General features: G+C 64.3%; 10 protein-coding genes. 3 read left to right on the top strand and 7 right to left on the bottom strand.

The annotated features are described in order from the left end of the window. Positions 1-61 precede the first annotated feature (61 nt). The 4 genes from CXQ89_RS03055 to betT form a co-directional block, all read right to left on the bottom strand. Complete coding sequence (locus tag CXQ89_RS03055; protein WP_104160248.1) at positions 62-2,035, bottom strand: penicillin-binding transpeptidase domain-containing protein; 1,974 nt, start codon at positions 2,033-2,035, stop codon at positions 62-64. A gap of 132 nt (positions 2,036-2,167) precedes the next feature. Next, positions 2,168-3,739 (bottom strand): GMC family oxidoreductase, encoded by a 1,572-nt coding sequence (locus CXQ89_RS03060; protein WP_104160249.1) that lies wholly within the window; start codon positions 3,737-3,739, stop codon positions 2,168-2,170. A gap of 6 nt (positions 3,740-3,745) precedes the next feature. Then, positions 3,746-5,230 (bottom strand): aldehyde dehydrogenase family protein, encoded by a 1,485-nt coding sequence (locus tag CXQ89_RS03065; RefSeq protein WP_104160250.1) that lies wholly within the window; start codon positions 5,228-5,230, stop codon positions 3,746-3,748. Further along, positions 5,227-7,335, bottom strand: coding sequence for a choline BCCT transporter BetT (gene betT / locus CXQ89_RS03070; protein ID WP_104160251.1), 2,109 nt, complete (start codon positions 7,333-7,335; stop codon positions 5,227-5,229). Before betT ends, CXQ89_RS03065 begins: the two co-directional genes overlap by 4 nt. A 389-nt stretch (positions 7,336-7,724) precedes the next feature. On the opposite strand from betT, the gene CXQ89_RS03075 reads away from it, so the two are divergent. Together CXQ89_RS03075 and clpB are read left to right on the top strand one after the other, a co-directional pair. Then, a complete protein-coding gene (locus CXQ89_RS03075) occupies positions 7,725-8,333 on the top strand; it encodes an SRPBCC domain-containing protein (protein ID WP_181032214.1) in 609 nt (202 codons plus the stop codon). 209 nt (positions 8,334-8,542) lie between these two features. Continuing rightward, positions 8,543-11,173 carry an ATP-dependent chaperone ClpB gene (gene clpB, locus CXQ89_RS03080; RefSeq protein WP_104160253.1) on the top strand — a complete coding sequence of 877 codons (2,631 nt, stop codon included), beginning with the start codon at positions 8,543-8,545 and terminating at the stop codon, positions 11,171-11,173. A 27-nt stretch (positions 11,174-11,200) separates the two neighbouring features. Here clpB and CXQ89_RS03085 read toward each other — a convergent pair whose 3' ends face one another. Beyond that, the gene (locus tag CXQ89_RS03085) at positions 11,201-12,382 is read right to left on the bottom strand and encodes a septum formation family protein (protein ID WP_104160254.1); all 1,182 of its coding nucleotides are present in this window, start codon (positions 12,380-12,382) and stop codon (positions 11,201-11,203) included. Between the two features lie 277 nt (positions 12,383-12,659). On the opposite strand from CXQ89_RS03085, the gene CXQ89_RS03090 reads away from it, so the two are divergent. Next, a complete protein-coding gene (locus CXQ89_RS03090; RefSeq protein WP_104053710.1) occupies positions 12,660-12,896 on the top strand; it encodes a DUF3073 domain-containing protein in 237 nt (78 codons plus the stop codon). A 191-nt stretch (positions 12,897-13,087) separates the two neighbouring features. On the opposite strand, the gene purM is transcribed toward CXQ89_RS03090, so the two are convergent. Together purM and purF are read right to left on the bottom strand one after the other, a co-directional pair. After that, complete coding sequence (purM, locus tag CXQ89_RS03095; protein WP_104053123.1) at positions 13,088-14,203, bottom strand: phosphoribosylformylglycinamidine cyclo-ligase; 1,116 nt, start codon at positions 14,201-14,203, stop codon at positions 13,088-13,090. Further along, positions 14,200-15,768, bottom strand: a complete 1,569-nt coding sequence (gene purF, locus CXQ89_RS03100; RefSeq protein ID WP_104053122.1) for an amidophosphoribosyltransferase — start codon at positions 15,766-15,768, stop codon at positions 14,200-14,202. Before purF ends, purM begins: the two co-directional genes overlap by 4 nt. Positions 15,769-15,792: the final 24 nt, after the last annotated feature.

A 15,792-nucleotide genomic window follows, 5' to 3' on the forward strand; every position in this document is an offset into this window, starting at 1 on the left:
CCGGCGGAGGCTACGGACCCGGAGGGCAGTACGGACCTCCCCGCGGCGGGCAGTACCGGGGCTAAGGCTGGCCGGCGGCACCGTCCAGGAAAGCCTTCATCAGCGGTCCGCCCGAGGTGGAGCCCAGTTCGCCTTCGGCCACAAACACCGCCACAGCCAGGTCACCCTGCACGGCCACCACCCAGGCATGCGTGCGCGGCGGGGTCTCGCTGCCGAATTCCGCCGTACCGGTCTTGGCCAGCACCGGTTCTCCCGGGACGTCCACCAGCATGTTGGCGCCGCCGTCGGTGACAACGCCGCGCATCATGTCGCGCAGCGAAGTGGCCTCTGCCGCAGTGAATGCTCCGGCGCCGCCGGCGCCTGTGGGCGCCGGGGAAGGGGACGGTGAAGCCGGTGCTGACGACGATCCTGACTCTGCGCCCGCTGTTTCTGCCTCGGGACCGGGGGTAACCAGCAGCGGAGTCACCCGTTCGCCCTTGCCCACGGATGCGGCGGCAACGGCCAGAGCCAGCGGGGAGACGAGGACTTCGCCTTGACCGATCATGGACGCTGCGTGTGCCGTTCCATCGGCTTCTTCCGGGACGGAGCCGAAGAACGCGGGTACGCCCATGGAAGCGGAAACCCCGATGCCCAGATCCTGTGCGGCGGAGGCCAGCGCGTCCTGCGGCACCGTGTCCCGGGTATTGATGAAGGCGGTGTTGCAGGACTGCGCAAAAGCATCCCGCAGGGGAATCTCCCCGACAAAGGCCGCCGGATAGCTGCCTGCATTGTTGAATTTGCGGCCGTCAACGCTGAGTTCCGAGGGGCAGGAGAGCGAACTGTCGGGCGTGACTCCCTGCCGCAGCAGGGCCAGCGAGGTGGCAATCTTGAACGTTGAGCCGGGCGGATACTGGCCCAGAAGCGCAGTCTGCTGTCCCTCGCTGCCGGGCCCGTTGGCCACGGTGAGGACGTCTCCGGTCGAGGGCTGGATGGCGACAATGGCCGACGCCGACGGCTCGTCTTCCAGGATCCCCTCAGCGAGGGACTGCAGCCGGGGATCGAGGGTGGTTTGCAGAGCCGTGCCGTCCTCGGAATTGATGCTGAAGACGATGTTGTTGCCTGAGGTGTTCTCAAGGGTGACCGCCACGCCGGGGGTGCCCTGCAGCTGCTCGTCATATTGCTGCTGCAGTCCGGAGAGTCCGGTCTGGTTGCCGGCGGAAAGACGGCCCTCGGATTCCTCAATCAGCTCCGCAGTGGCCTCGCCCACCGTGCCGAGCAGTGCGCGGGCAAAGGTCCTGGTGGGGGCCAGCACCCGCGAGTCGGGGATTGACAGCGCGCCCGGAATGCCGGCGAGGGCTTCCGGAGTTACGGGGCCGTCCGCCTCTTGGCGCTGCACGATGGCTTCGACAAAGGCCTCGGGGCCGGACGCCGCCACCTGGGCTGCGTAGCCTGCCGGATCCAAACCTGCGAGTTCGGCCAGCGCAGTGGCGGAGGCCGCCTGCCGGTCCTCCGGAATGTCCGGCTTGTTGATCCCGATCCGGAGCACGGGGCGGGAGCCCATCAGGGGCTGGCCGTTGCGGTCCAGAATGTCGGCGCGCAGTCCGGGAGATGTGGTGCGGACCAGGCGGTCGCCGTCGGCGAGGGACTCGAAGAGCACGGAGGGGGCCCACTGGACCTGCCAGGCGTCATCTTCGCCGCGTCGCAGCTGGGCGGTGCTTTCATAGGACCAGTCCGGAGCCGAGTCCATGTTCACATCCCAGGCGTAGGCCAGGCGGACGGCGGCGGCGTCGTCGTTCTCCGCGTCTTCATCGATCCCGGCCACGGTGACGGCGGGCCGGACCGGGCCCATGCCGGCCAGCAGCGTCTCCAGTTCGGTGTTCACCTGGGCCGGCGTACCCGCGGTGAAGGAGGACGCCGACACATCAGCATTGCTGAGGCCTTCCGCCAGCGCTGCGGCGGCATCATCGGGCGACGGCTTCTCGCTGGAGCAGGACATCAGCGTCAGCGTGAGAGCCGAAACAGCCAGGACGGTTGTGAGTGCGCGGTTTTTCCCCATCCGGTCAGGTTACCCGTGCCCGGGGCCGGTCAAAGACCTAAGACACACACCGAGGGCGGCCGGATATATCCGGCCGCCCTCGGTGCTGCGGGGGTATGCGTGCTGCGGGGGTATGCGTGCTGCGGGGGAGTGCTAGGCCGTACGGGCAGCCTTGACCAGTTCAGCACAGCGCTCACCGATCATCATGGTGGTGATGTTCGGGTTGACGGTGACCAGTTCGGGCATCGCCGATGCATCGGCGACTCGCAGGCCGGTCACCCCCTTGACCCGGAGCTGGGGATCCAGCGGGGCCATCGGATCATCGGCGGCGCCCATGCGTACGGTGCCGGCCGGATGGTAGACGGTGTTGTGCGTTTTTTTGATGTACTCGGTGATCTGCTCGTCCGTCTGCACGTCCTTGCCCGGATACAGTTCCTCGCCGGCCCATTCCGCCATGGCAGGCTGGGCAACGATCTCGCGGGCCTTCTTGATGCCCGCCACCATGACCCGCATATCGTGCGGATCGGTGAAGTAGCGCGGATCCACCATCGGCTTGTCCCGGAAATCCCGGCTCCGCAGCCGCACCGTGCCTCGCGAGCGGGCGTGGGTGACGTTCGGGGTCAGGCAGAAACCGTTCTCCGTGGTGGGGTAGCCGTGGCGCAGGGTGTGCATGTCGAACGGAACCGAGCCGTAATGGAACATCAGGTCCGGACGGTCCAGTCCGTCTTCGGTGGGCGTGAAGATGCCAATCTCCCACCACTGGGTGGAGGTTTCCGGCATGGGTTTACTGGCCTCCCACTGGATCACGCCCTCGGGGTGGTCCTGCAGGTTCTCGCCGACGCCGGGGGAATCCACCCGGACCGAAACACCGCGCTCCTCCAAGTGCTCCTTCGGGCCGATGCCGGAGAGCATCAGCAGTTTCGGGGAATCGATGGCTCCGGCGGAGAGGATGACTTCCCGACGGACGCCCAGGTGCCTGGCGCGGCCAAACGGATTGTCGACGACGTCGACGCCGGTGCAGCGGTTCGCGTCGTCGAAAGTGAGTTCCTTGGCGAGGTACCCGGTGAGCAGGGTGAAATTCTTCCGCTCCATGATCGGGTGGATGTAGGAAACGGAGGAGGAGGAACGGGTTCCATCGGCACGGCGGTTGATCTGGAAGAAGTTGGCGCCGTTGATCACCGTTTCCCCGGTATTGAACTTCACCCGCGGGATGCCGGACTGCTCGCAGGCATCCAGGAGGGCGACGCCGCAGGGATCATTGGCGGGGATGTTCATCAGGTGAACCGGGCCGGAGTCGCCGTGATGGGGTGCATCCGGGCCGGCGTCCTCATTGGTCTCGAGCTTCCGGTAAAGCTCCCAGGCCATCTTGGCATTCCAGCCCTCGGCGCCGAACTTGGTTTCCCACTCGTCAATGTCTTCGCGGGGAGCCCAGAAGGCAATGCAGGAGTTGTGGCTGGAGCAGCCGCCCATCACCTTGGCGCGGGCGTGGCGCATAAAGGAGTTGCCGTTTTCCTGCGGTTCAATCTGGTAATCCCAGTCATAACCGGATTCCAGAAGTTCCATCCACCGGTCCAGCTGCAGGATCTCCTCCAGCCCGCGGTCATCGGGGCCGGCCTCGACCAGTGCCACCTCGACGTCGGGATCTTCGCTCAGGCGGGCCGCTACAGCCGCACCGGCGGACCCGCCGCCAACCACGATGTAGTCGAAGTCCGTCTTGTCAGCCATTCAGTGTTAGCCCTTTCCGTGATCGGTGAACCAGCCGGTCACCTGCGGGTTGATGTTGTGGTAGATGTGCTTGGCTTCCTGGTATTCGCCCAGGCCGGTCGGGCCCAGTTCGCGGCCGACGCCGGACTGGCCGTAGCCGCCCCACTCAGCCTGCGGCAGGTACGGATGGAAGTCGTTGATCCAGACGGTGCCGGCACGCATCCGCCGGGCAACGCGCTGGCTCTTGCCGGCGTCCTGCGTCCACACCGCACCGGCCAGACCGTAGTCGGTGTCATTGGCTAGTTCCACGGCTTCTTCCTCGCCGTTGAACGTTTCCACGGTCACCACCGGGCCGAAGGCCTCATCGAGGAGGGCGGAGCTGCCGCGCTTCACGTTGTCCAGCACAGTGGGCGCATAGTAGAAGCCCTTTTCCAGCTCGCCGGTGCCCCAGGTGCCACCGCAGCGGATCCGGGCACCTTCTTCCACGGCCTTGTTGACGTAGGCGGTGACCTTGTCGCGGTGGGCGGCGGAGATCAGCGGACCGGTTTCGGCGTTCTCGTCGAAGGGCCCGCCCATGCGGATCATCTTGGCGCGGCGCACCAGTTCGTCCACGAACCGTTCGGCGATCGATTCTTCCACGAGCAGGCGGGCGCCGGCGGAGCAGACCTGGCCGGAGTGGACAAACGCGGCGTTCAGGGCGTTGTCCAGTGCGGCATCGAAGTCGGCGTCGGCGAAGATGACGTTGGGGTTCTTGCCGCCCAGTTCCAGGGCGACCTTCTTCACCGTCTTCGCTGCTGCGCCGGCAATCACCTTGCCGGTGGCCACGCCGCCGGTGAAGGAGACCAGGTCCACATCGGGGGATTCGGAGAGGGGTGCACCTGCCACGGCCCCGGCGCCGAGCACCAGGTTGGCGACGCCGCGGGGCAGCCCGAGTTCTTCAAGCACCTGCATCATCAGGATGGAGGTGTGCGGGGTCAGCTCGGAGGGCTTGAGGATGAAGGTGCAGCCCGCGGCCAGCGCGGGGGCGATCTTCCAGGCGGCCTGCAACAGCGGGTAGTTCCACGGGGCGATCAGCCCGCACACGCCCACCGGCTCGTATTCGATCCTGCTGACGACGTCGTTGTTGCCGGCGTCGACAATCCGTCCCGCATTGAGGGCGGCAATCTTGCCAAAGTAGGCGAAACAGGCGGCAATGTCGTCCATGTCGATTTCGCTTTCCACCAGCCGCTTGCCGGTGTCCAGCGTTTCCGCGCGGGCAAATTCGTCCTTGCGTTCGCGCAGCCGGGCTGCAACCTTGAGCAGGAAGTCCCCGCGCTCCGGGGCTGGCACTGAAGCCCACTCCCCGCGTTCCCAGGCGGCCTTGGCTGCGGCAATGGCCTTTTCGGTATCCTCCCGGGTCGCCTCGGATACCGCGGCGACGAACTCGCCGTCGGCCGGGTTGTGGATCTCGCGAATGCCGCCGTCGGATGCGGGCACCCACTGGCCGTCGATGAACAAAGTGGCGGTTGTCATGCTCGTTCCTCCTCGCTGATGAAATCAGCTTCCCAGTTGTCTTTCGGAACCTGGTCCTCCGTGATGGAGGTATTGCCCGGCACTTCACGGTTGAGGTGCAGGAACTCCAGGTGGGTCTCGTAGTGGTCCAGGACATCGGTGATGACCTGCTCCTTCGTGTACCCCATGAGGTCGTAGCCGTGGCTGCCCTCAAGGGAGAACACCTCCATGCGGAAGTACTTGCTGTCCGTCGAGGCGTTGGTGGCGAAGGACGGCGTGTCGTACTGCACGGGGTAGATCTGGTATTTGAAGACGCGTTCCTCGGCCATCCCCACCTGCAGGTCCAGGTGATGGATGCCGTGCGGTGCGGCTTCGCTTTCACAGAGAACGACGTCGGCGCCGCGCTCCTTAAGTTCGTCATGGACTTCCTGCAGGGCTGGCCGCGCCACGGCCTGGATAAAGCGTTCGGCCTGCCGCGGACCGGGGTAGGTCATGACCCGGGACAGCCGTTGGCGCCAGCTGCGGCCGCTGCGTGCGTCCAGGCTGCGGCCGGCAATGATGTTGGGCAGCGAGGCCCGGTAACTGTCCGTCAGGGAGTTCTCCACCCGCAGCGCCTTGTAGACGCCGAGCATGATGAACAGCAGCAGGATGGACAACGGCAGGCCCATGATGATGGTGGCGTTCTGCAGCGTGGTTACCCCTCCGACCATCAGCATGGCCAGGGTGAGCAGGCCGGTAACAACGGCCCAGAAGATACGCAGCCACTTGGGGCCGTCCGAATCCGCATCCTTCAGGTGGGAGGTGAAGTTGGCCATCACCAGGGCGCCGGAGTCAGCGGACGTGACATAGAACAGCAGGCCGGTGAACGTCGCGATAGCCGCAGTCGCCGGTGCCCAGGGGTACTGCTCCAGGAGGCCGTAAAAGGCACGTTCGGGCTGGTTCATGGCCACCTCGCCGAAGGCCGCATTGCCGCCCATCACCAGCTCCAGGGCGGAATTGCCGAAGATGGAGATCCACAGCAGGATGAAAGCGAACGGTACAACCATGGTGCCCAGCACAAACTGGCGGATGGTGCGGCCGCGCGAAATCCGGGCCAGGAAAAGGCCAACAAACGGGGCCCAGGCAATCCACCAGGCCCAGAAGAACAACGTCCAGGAACTCAGCCACACATCGGGGCGGTCGTAGGCCATGGTGTCCATGGTCATGGCGGGGAAACGGCTCAGGACATCGCCGATGTTCTGGACGATTCCGTCCAGCAAGAAGTTGGATTTGCCCGCAATGAGCACAAACAGCATCAGACAAACGGCGAGGATGACGTTGAGTTCGGACAGCCGGCGGATGCCCTTCTCCACGCCGGAAACCACTGACACTGTGGCCATGATGACGGAGAGTGCAATCAGCGCGATTTGCACCGTCAGGTTCTCGGGCAGCCCGAACATAAAGCTCAAACCGTAGTTCAGCTGGACGACGCCGATGCCGAGGGAAGTGGCGATACCGAAGATGGTGCCGAGCAGGGCGGCAATATCCACGCCGTGGCCCAGCGGGCCGTCGATTTTCTTTCCGAAGATCGGATACAGGGCGGACCGGATACTCAGGGGAAGGTTGTGACGGTAGGCGAAGTAACCCAGCGCCAGGCCCATCAGTGCGTACAGCGCCCATCCCGTTATCCCGTAGTGGAACAGCGTCAGCACCAGAGCCTGACGGGCCGCTTCGGCGGTGGCGCCGTCTCCCGTCGGCGGAGCCAGGTACTGGGTGACCGGTTCTGAGACGGAGAAGAACATCAGGTCAATCCCGATACCCGCCGCAAAGAGCATGGAGGCCCAGGTGAAGAGTCCGAACTGCGGTTTGGAGTGGTCCGGACCTAACTTGGTCTTGCCGACCCGGGTCAGCGCCGTGACCAGCACAAAAACCACCACGAGGGTGACGACCAGGAAGTAGTACCAACCCATGTTCGTTGAAACCCAGCCGACCATGGACCCGATGACCGTCTCGGCGTTGTCAGTGGCAAGCATGGCCCACAGGGCAATGGCCAGGATTCCGGTAGCTGAACCGATGAAGACCGTCTTATTGACTCGGGTTCCCGGTCCAGCGGTGTCCGCTGTCTCCGGTTCCGCAAGTTTGCTCATGGGGGCAAATCCTTCGGGTTTCAATGGAGTTTTGGCATGCTCCGGCAGCCAACCATCCTGCACAGCCCGGCAGTGCAGCCTCCGGCATTTTCCTCGGAAAGGGCGTACGGCAGCTGGGCTTCGGTGCGGCAAGGGGGGACAATCCGAACCTATCAAATGCCTGCTGCGGGCCTCCATTTCTATGGTTTTAGTCACAGGCGTACTGTCATTCAATGAAGCCGCGAACCCTGTGCAGCGTAGATTTTCCCTGCTACCGTCGTGGAAAACCGGCCCTCCGCGGCCCTGTCGCACACCCGCTTCAGCGATTCCTCCCAGTGGCACCCCGGGCGCCGCCGGCCGCTGGAAGAGCCGGAGTTCCCAGCCGGTTGTTCTACAGAGGAGTGGAAGCTATGCCTGAACCGTATGCCTCGGCTGCACCCACCGAACGCACTTTTGGCAAGCGGCAAATCCAAGCCGGCCACGCGCTCATGATGGTCGTCGGCAGGATCATTCCCTATCCCATTGGGGAAGTGTGGGCGGCCCTGACGGACCCCGATGCCCTGGAGAAATACGTGGGACGGCCCGAGGGAGATTTACGGCGGGGAGGCAACTACGAGCTCCCCGACGGGACCAGGGGCGCTATCCTGCGGTGCGATCCGCCCCGGTTGCTGACCGTCTCCTTTACCCGTCCGGGCGGCCAAACGGCCGAACTGGAAGTGCATTTGGCTGCAGAGGATTCATATACGCATGTGGAGCTGAAGTACGCCTCGGTACGCAGCGGCTTCTTCCTCATTAACTCGGATTCCGGGGAATGGGCAGCGGGCCCGGGATGGGAATTCTTCCTGGACCACCTCACCGGCCATCTCGGCGGGGAGGAATTCCAGGAAACGATGGGAGTGATTGGCTGGGCCTCGCTGGAGGGGGAGCAACTGCGGCTGTACGAGGCGCGAAACGCCCAGTGGGAGCGGGCCAAAGAGGACTGGGACCACGAGCACGAAGCCGTGCCCGGCCTCTCCTAGAACGGGCTCGCGCAGTCCGGAAACTGCGTTCGATATTTTTGGGTCCAAGTGCGCGCAAACCGTGCCTCATTGTCGTGCAAACGCCGTGGATAACCTATACAATTCAAGTTGAGTCGAATTGACTCAACTTTGTTGCGTCCGGTGGGATGATCTTTTCTAGGACTCGCTCCGGAAGCTGGAATCCAGTTTGAGCTTGGAAGGAACCCGTAGTGGACACCAAATTCACCAACAAGAGCCAAGAAGCGCTCCAGGCAGCTGCCATGAACGCTGCCACGGCGGGCAACCCGCAAATCGAGCCTGCCCATCTCCTGAAAGCACTGATGGACCAGCGTCAGGGGGTTGCGGTGGCCCTGCTGAAGGCAGCGGGCGTGAGCGCTGATGCGGTCAGCGCCGCAGCGTCCAACGCGATCCACTCCCTGCCGTCATCTTCGGGCTCCTCCGTGGCACAGCCGCAGTTCTCGCGCTCCATGCTGCAGGTGATCACTGCGGCTCAGCAGGAAGCCGAACAGCTGGGCGACGCGTACGTGTCCACCGAGCATCTGCTGCTCGGACTGTCCCTGGACAGCGGCGCGGCCGGCAAGGCACTGCGGGACAACGGAGCCGGCCACGACGCTTTGAAGGCAGCCCTTCCATCTGTACGAGGAGACCGAAAAGTGACCAATGCTGATCCGGAAAACACCTTCCAGGCGCTGGAGAAGTTCAGCACCGACCTCACCGAGATGGCCCGCAGCGGCAAACTTGATCCGGTCATCGGGCGGGATTCAGAAATCCGCCGCGTTATCCAGGTGCTGAGCCGCCGCACCAAGAACAACCCTGTGCTGATCGGCGAACCCGGCGTGGGTAAGACCGCCGTCGTCGAGGGGCTTGCCCAGCGGATTGTGGCAGGCGATGTTCCGGAGAGCCTCAACGGCAAAACCCTCCTGTCCCTGGACCTGGGGTCCATGGTGGCCGGCGCCAAATACCGCGGCGAGTTCGAGGAGCGCTTTAAGGCCGTGCTGGAGGAGATCTCCAACGCCGAAGGCCAGATTGTCACCTTCATCGACGAGCTGCACACCGTGGTGGGCGCCGGGGCCGCTGAAGGCTCCATGGACGCCGGGAATATGCTCAAGCCCATGCTGGCGCGGGGGGAACTGCGCCTGATTGGCGCCACCACACTGGATGAATACCGCGAAAACATCGAAAAGGACGCCGCGCTGGAGCGGCGCTTCCAGCAGGTTTACGTGGGGGAGCCCAGTGTTCCGGACACCATCGGGATTTTGCGCGGCCTGAAGGAACGCTACGAGGCGCACCATAAGGTGGCCATCGCCGATGCTGCCCTGGTGGCCGCGGCTACGCTGTCCAACCGGTACATTACGGGCCGCCAGCTTCCGGATAAGGCTATTGACCTGGTGGACGAGGCCGCTTCCCGGCTGCGGATGGAGATTGACTCCGCGCCGGAGGAAATCGACGAACTCCGCCGCGCCGTGGACCGGTTGACCATGGAGGAACTGGCGCTGGCAAACGAGACGGACGAAGCCTCGGTGGAACGGCTGGCGGTCCTGCGCGAAGACATGGCCAATAAGAAGGAAGAGCTGGCTGCCCTGAACGCCCGTTGGGAAGCGGAGAAAGCGGGCCTGAACCGTGTGGGTGATCTGAAGGCCCAGATCGATGAACTGCGCAGCGAGGCGGAGAAGTTCCAGCGCGACGGCGACCTCACGGAAGCTTCGAGGATTCTTTACGGTGAAATTCCCGCGCTGCAAAAGGAGCTGGAAGCTGCCCAGCAGGCGGAAGAAAGCAAATTCGGCGAGGAAACCCATGAACTGATGGTCTCGGAGGAAGTCACGGCGGACGACATCGCCGAGGTTGTCTCCGCTTGGACCGGTGTTCCGGCCGGCCGGATGCTTCAGGGCGAATCACAAAAGCTCTTGGACATGGAGGCCAACATCGGTTCGCGCCTGATTGGCCAAACCAAGGCAGTGAGCGCCGTCTCGGACGCAGTCCGCCGTTCCCGCGCCGGTGTCAGCGACCCGGACCGGCCCACCGGTTCCTTCCTCTTCCTGGGACCCACCGGCGTGGGCAAGACCGAGCTCGCCAAAGCGCTCGCCGAGTTCCTCTTCGACGATGAGCGTGCCATGGTGCGCATTGACATGAGCGAATACTCGGAGAAGCACGCGGTTTCCCGCTTGGTTGGAGCGCCTCCCGGATATGTGGGGTACGAGGAGGGCGGCCAGCTGACTGAGGCGGTGCGCCGCCGGCCGTACTCCGTCATCCTGCTGGATGAGGTGGAAAAGGCCCATCCGGAAGTCTTTGACATTCTGCTCCAGGTGCTCGACGACGGCCGGCTCACCGACGGTCAGGGCCGCACCGTGGACTTCCGCAACGTCATTCTGATTCTGACGTCCAACCTCGGGTCCCAGTTCCTGGTGGATCCCGGTCTGACGGAAGATCAGAAGCGGGAGTCGGTTATGTCCATGGTCAACGCCAACTTCAAGCCGGAGTTCCTGAACCGGCTGGACGACGTCATCCTGTTCGATCCGCTGAGCCTGGAGGATCTGTCCAAGATCGTAGACATCCAGGTGCAGGCGCTGGCGAAGCGGCTGCATGAACGCCGTCTGGTGCTGGACGTCACCGACGCGGCACGCGAATGGCTGGCGTTGACCGGGTATGACCCGGCCTACGGCGCCCGTCCGCTGCGCCGGCTGGTGCAGCGCGAAATCGGTGACAAGCTGGCGCGGGGCATCCTCGCCGGCAGGATCAGTGACGGAGACACCGTGCTGGTGGACCGCCCGGAGGGAAACGTGAGCATGGACGGCGAGGAGCTGGTGACGGAACCGGTGGGTCTGACGGTGGAAGCCGCCTAAGCGGCCGGCCTGGCTGCCCTCGGGCAGCTAGTCGGCGAGCAGTGAGGCAGTCAGGTCCGCTTCTCCGCTGGAAACCACAAAGCAGTCGATGCGGCGGTCGCCGTCCTCCCACGACTCGCGGGTGGGGATGACCTTGTTCTCCTGAAGCTCCAGGTCAGGGGACTCGGTCAACACCTCGGAGTAGCGGACCTGGGCGCAGATCTCAGTGGCCCGTTCCGACAGTGCCTCGGTGCCGGGGAACTCGTCGCCGTCCGGATAGGTGGCTGCGGCGACCAGCTGGGCATTGTGCGGAGTCTCGCAGGTGACCACCGTGACGGGCTCGTTGACTCCGGCGAAATCAGCAAGGCAGGCTCCGGCATCCAGTTCTATGGGTGCAACGTTCTCTTCCAGCACCCCCGGTTCCTTTTCCGAACCCAGGATCACGGTGAAGAACAGCACCACGAGGACGGCGAGCACCCCCAGCACACCAATGATGAGCAGGGTGCGCTTGGTTGTTCCGTTGCCGGAAGGTTCCCCGGATGATTCGGATGATGCTGCGGTGCCGCGTGGCTCAGTGCCGCGGCGGGAACGCCGGGAGTCCGCAGGCTCTGCAGCAGCCTGCGGCTCCGCAGCTTCGCCGTTGCCGGAGGTCCCATCCGTGTTGCCATCGGAGCGGGGAGTCTCCTCCTTCGGGGATTCGTCATCCGCGGTCCCTGTGCCAGTCATGGGAGCCGCTGCCGTTATTCCCGCGGTGTGGCTGACCGCCGCAGGATGATTGGCAGCCGGATCGGTGAGGACAGCCGCATCCGCCGCTTCAGCCTCCACTGCCTTAACTTCTGCAGTTGCATCGTTGAGCGAGGCGGCGTCGGCTGCATCGGAGCTGATGTCCGGGCTGCCCAGGGACGGCTCTTCCAGCGTGACATCGTCCGGGTTGGTCAGTTCCGGTTCCTCACTCACCATTGCGTCAGGCCCTGCGTCAGCGGGTTCAGCGGCTGTACTGCCGCCGTCGTCCTGCCCGGCTTCGGTGCCTTCGAACGCGGCGGACCAAACGCGGGTGTCGTGTCCGATGTCCCCTGACAGCCACTGCGGTGGCTCGGCATGGGCTTCAAGGTCCGGCAGCCCGGGTGATGCAGCGGTCGCTGCCCCGGCCTCTTCCGCTGTTGGCTTTATCGGGGACGCTCCCGAAGCGGGAGGGGAATCTGTCCCCGGCGTGCTGTTTTTATCGCTCATGGTGAACGTCAGTCCTCCCTGTAGGCGGCCCGAAAAGGGCCCCAAATCTGTCTCTACCCCTGACTTTACCCAGTGTGGGTGCGGTCGTGCAGGATGAGGGGTGCTGGGTGCCGTGAACAATCCGGGGTCTTGGAGCGCCACATCGGGCGAGGCGGGGCACAAGGCGGCCCGAAAACATGTAACCTGTACTTACGACAAATTGACCAAATATTCCGGGGCCTCGCTCATCTTGCTCAGAGCGACCACCTCCGGATCGACGCAAAAAGGGGGTCACGCCATGGGGCGCGGCCGTCAAAAGGCAAAAGCAACCAAGCAGGCCCGGGAAATGAAGTACTTCACCCCGGCCACGGACTACTCGGCACTGCAGCGTGAGCTTGCGGGACCAACGAGCCGTCCATCGAGTCGATATCCCGAGGAACCGGCCGAGCCGGATTACTCGGCGTACGAAGACAAGTACGCGGATCAATTTGGCGACGATGACGACGATGAAGGTACTTCCCGCCGCATCGGCTAAAGCGGCACTTCAAAGCGTCGGCCAATTGCTATCCTTCAGCGGATCACCCCCGGGTGGATCCGCTGAAGGCCGTTAAGACGCGTTGCCGTTCCCAGCAGGACCTTTCCTCTCCCGGGACGGGCACAACAAAGGGCGCCCATCGAAGCCGATGAGCGCCCTTTGTGTTGAGGCCCTGGTGGAGGTTCGGCCCGTTAGCCTGCGTAGTTCCCCACCAGCCGGACGGCTCCGCCGTCGACGCCCTTGGCTCCCTGGACGTAGTCCGGGCCTGCCTGCGCCGGGCCTGCGGCACCTACGGTACCCATGACCCATGCGGGGACGCCGCGCTCCGCCAGCCGGGCCAGAGCCGCATCCGCGCCTGCCGCGTCCACGATGGCCACCATGCCCACTCCGAGGTTCAGGGTGCGTTCCAGATCGGACTGCGGCACATTGCCCAGCTCACCCACGAGCTTGAAGATGGGCGGCAGCTCCCAGGTGGAGCGGTCCACCGTCGCTTCGAGGCCCTTGGGCAGCACGCGTGCCAGGTTGGCGGCGAGGCCGCCGCCGGTGACATGGCTGAAACCGTGGACGCCTGCGGTTTCCAGCCGGGCCAGATCCAGGCAGTCAGCGGCATAGACGCGGGTGGGTTCCAGGAGCTCTTCACCCAGTGTCCGACCGAACTCGCTGACCTGGCGCTCCAGCTGCCAGCCGGCACGGTTGATGACACTGCGGACCAGCGAGTAACCGTTGGAGTGCAGGCCGGAGGACGCCATGCCGATCACCACGTCGCCGTCGCGGACGCGTTCGGGGCCCAGCAGGTTGGCGGCCTCCACAACACCGGTGGCTGCGCCGGCGACGTCGTACTCGTGTTCGCCCAGCAGCCCGGGGTGCTCGGCGGTTTCACCGCCCACCAGCGCGGTGCCGGCCACCTCGCACGCCGCAGCAATGCCGCGGACAATGTCCGCGATACGTTCCGGAACCACCTTGCCGCAGGCAATGTAATCGGTCATGAACAGCGGTTCGGCGCCCACCACCACAATGTCATCAACCACCATGCCCACCAGGTCAAAACCGATGGTGTCGTGGATGTCCATGGCCTGGGCAATGGCAACCTTGGTGCCCACGCCGTCGGTGGACGTTGCCAGCAGGGGCTTCTTGTAGGTCAGGAGCCGGGACACATCATAGAGCCCGGCAAAACCGCCCACCCCGCCCAGAACGGAGGAATTGTGGGTAGCCTTCACGGCTGCCTTCATCAGTTCAACGGCTTTGTCTCCGGCTTCAACGTCCACGCCCGCAGAGGCATAGGTGATGGCGGTGTCGGACGAGCTCATACGGCTTCCTTCTTATCGGATTCGGTGAGGAGGTTCTCAAAGTCTGAATCTGGTCCGGGGTCACAGCCGTTGGCGCTGTCTGCGTCCGCAGGGTTGGCCGGCGCCTCGGACTCCAGCAGGGACTTGCCCAGTTTGTCCGCTGCCGGCAGCTCAATCGGATACACGCCGGTGAAGCAGGCAGTGCACAAGCGTTGGCGGGGCTGCTGGGTGGCTCCGATCATGCCGTCCTCGGAGATGTATGCCAGGCTGTCGGCCCCGATGGACGTGCAGATTTCCTCCACGGCCGCACCGTTGGCAATCAGTTCTGCACGGGAGGCGAAGTCGATCCCGTAGAAACAGGGCCACTGGACGGGCGGCGAGGAAATCTTGACGTGCACCTCTTTGGCGCCGACTTCGCGCAGCATCCGCACAATGGCCCGCTGGGTGTTGCCGCGCACAATGCTGTCATCGACCACCACCACGCGCTTGCCCCGGATCACCGATTCCAGCGCGTTGAGCTTGAGTTTGATGCCCAGCTGACGCAGCGTCTGGCTGGGCTGGATGAAAGTGCGTCCCACATAGGAGTTCTTGACGAATCCATGGGCGAACGGAATGCCGGACTCTTCGGCATAACCCACGGCGGCGGGAGTTCCGGACTCAGGCACGGGAATGACAATATCCGCTTCAACCGCGTACTCGCGGGCGAGCTGGCGGCCCATTTCCACCCGGCTTTCATACACGGAGCGCCCGTTGATGACGGCGTCGGGCCTGGCCAGATAGACGTATTCGAAGACACAGCCGGCGGGAGTTGGCTCGCCGAAACTGCTGCTGCGGATCCCGTTCTCATCAATGGCAATGAACTCACCGGGTTTGATTTCGCGGATGAAGCTGGCGCCCACGGTGGCCAGGGCGGAGCCTTCCGAGGCTACGACCCAGCCGCGGTCCAGCCGTCCGAGGACCAGGGGGCGCACCCCGTAGGTGTCACGGGCGGCATAAAGGGTGCCTTCATCCATGAACACGAAGGAGAACGCGCCGCGCAGTTTGGGCAGCAGTTCCAGGGCCGTTTCCTCGAGCGAGCGGCCGTCGGAACCGTTGAGCAGGGCCGTGACCAGTGCCGTGTCCGAGGTGTTGCCCTGGGCGATCTCGCCGGAACGGGGCCGTCCCTCGCGCTCAACGATCATTTCATAGAGTTCAGCAGAGTTGGTCAGGTTCCCGTTGTGGGCCAGCGCCACTGTGCCGCTGGCGGTTGCGCCGAGAGTGGGCTGTGCGTTGGCCCAGTGCGAGGCACCGGTGGTTGAGTAGCGGCAGTGTCCCACCGCGATGTGACCGCCCAGGGTGTTCAGAGTCGTCTCGTCAAAGACCTGGGACACCAAACCCATGTCCTTGTAAACGCTGATTCTTGAGCCGTCACTGGTGGCTATGCCGGCGGACTCCTGTCCGCGGTGCTGCAGTGCGTAGAGCCCGTAATAGGTAAGTTTTGCTACCTCTTCGCCGGGGGCCCAGACGCCGAAAACTCCGCAGGCATCCTGCGGACCTTTTTCGCCGGGCATGAGATCGTGGGAAAGCTTTCCATCACCGCGTGCCATGAGATTAGTCTCTCACGCCGCGGG

This window comes from Arthrobacter sp. ZGTC212, assembly GCF_002929255.1.
GTDB lineage: Bacteria > Actinomycetota > Actinomycetes > Actinomycetales > Micrococcaceae > Arthrobacter_B > Arthrobacter_B sunyaminii.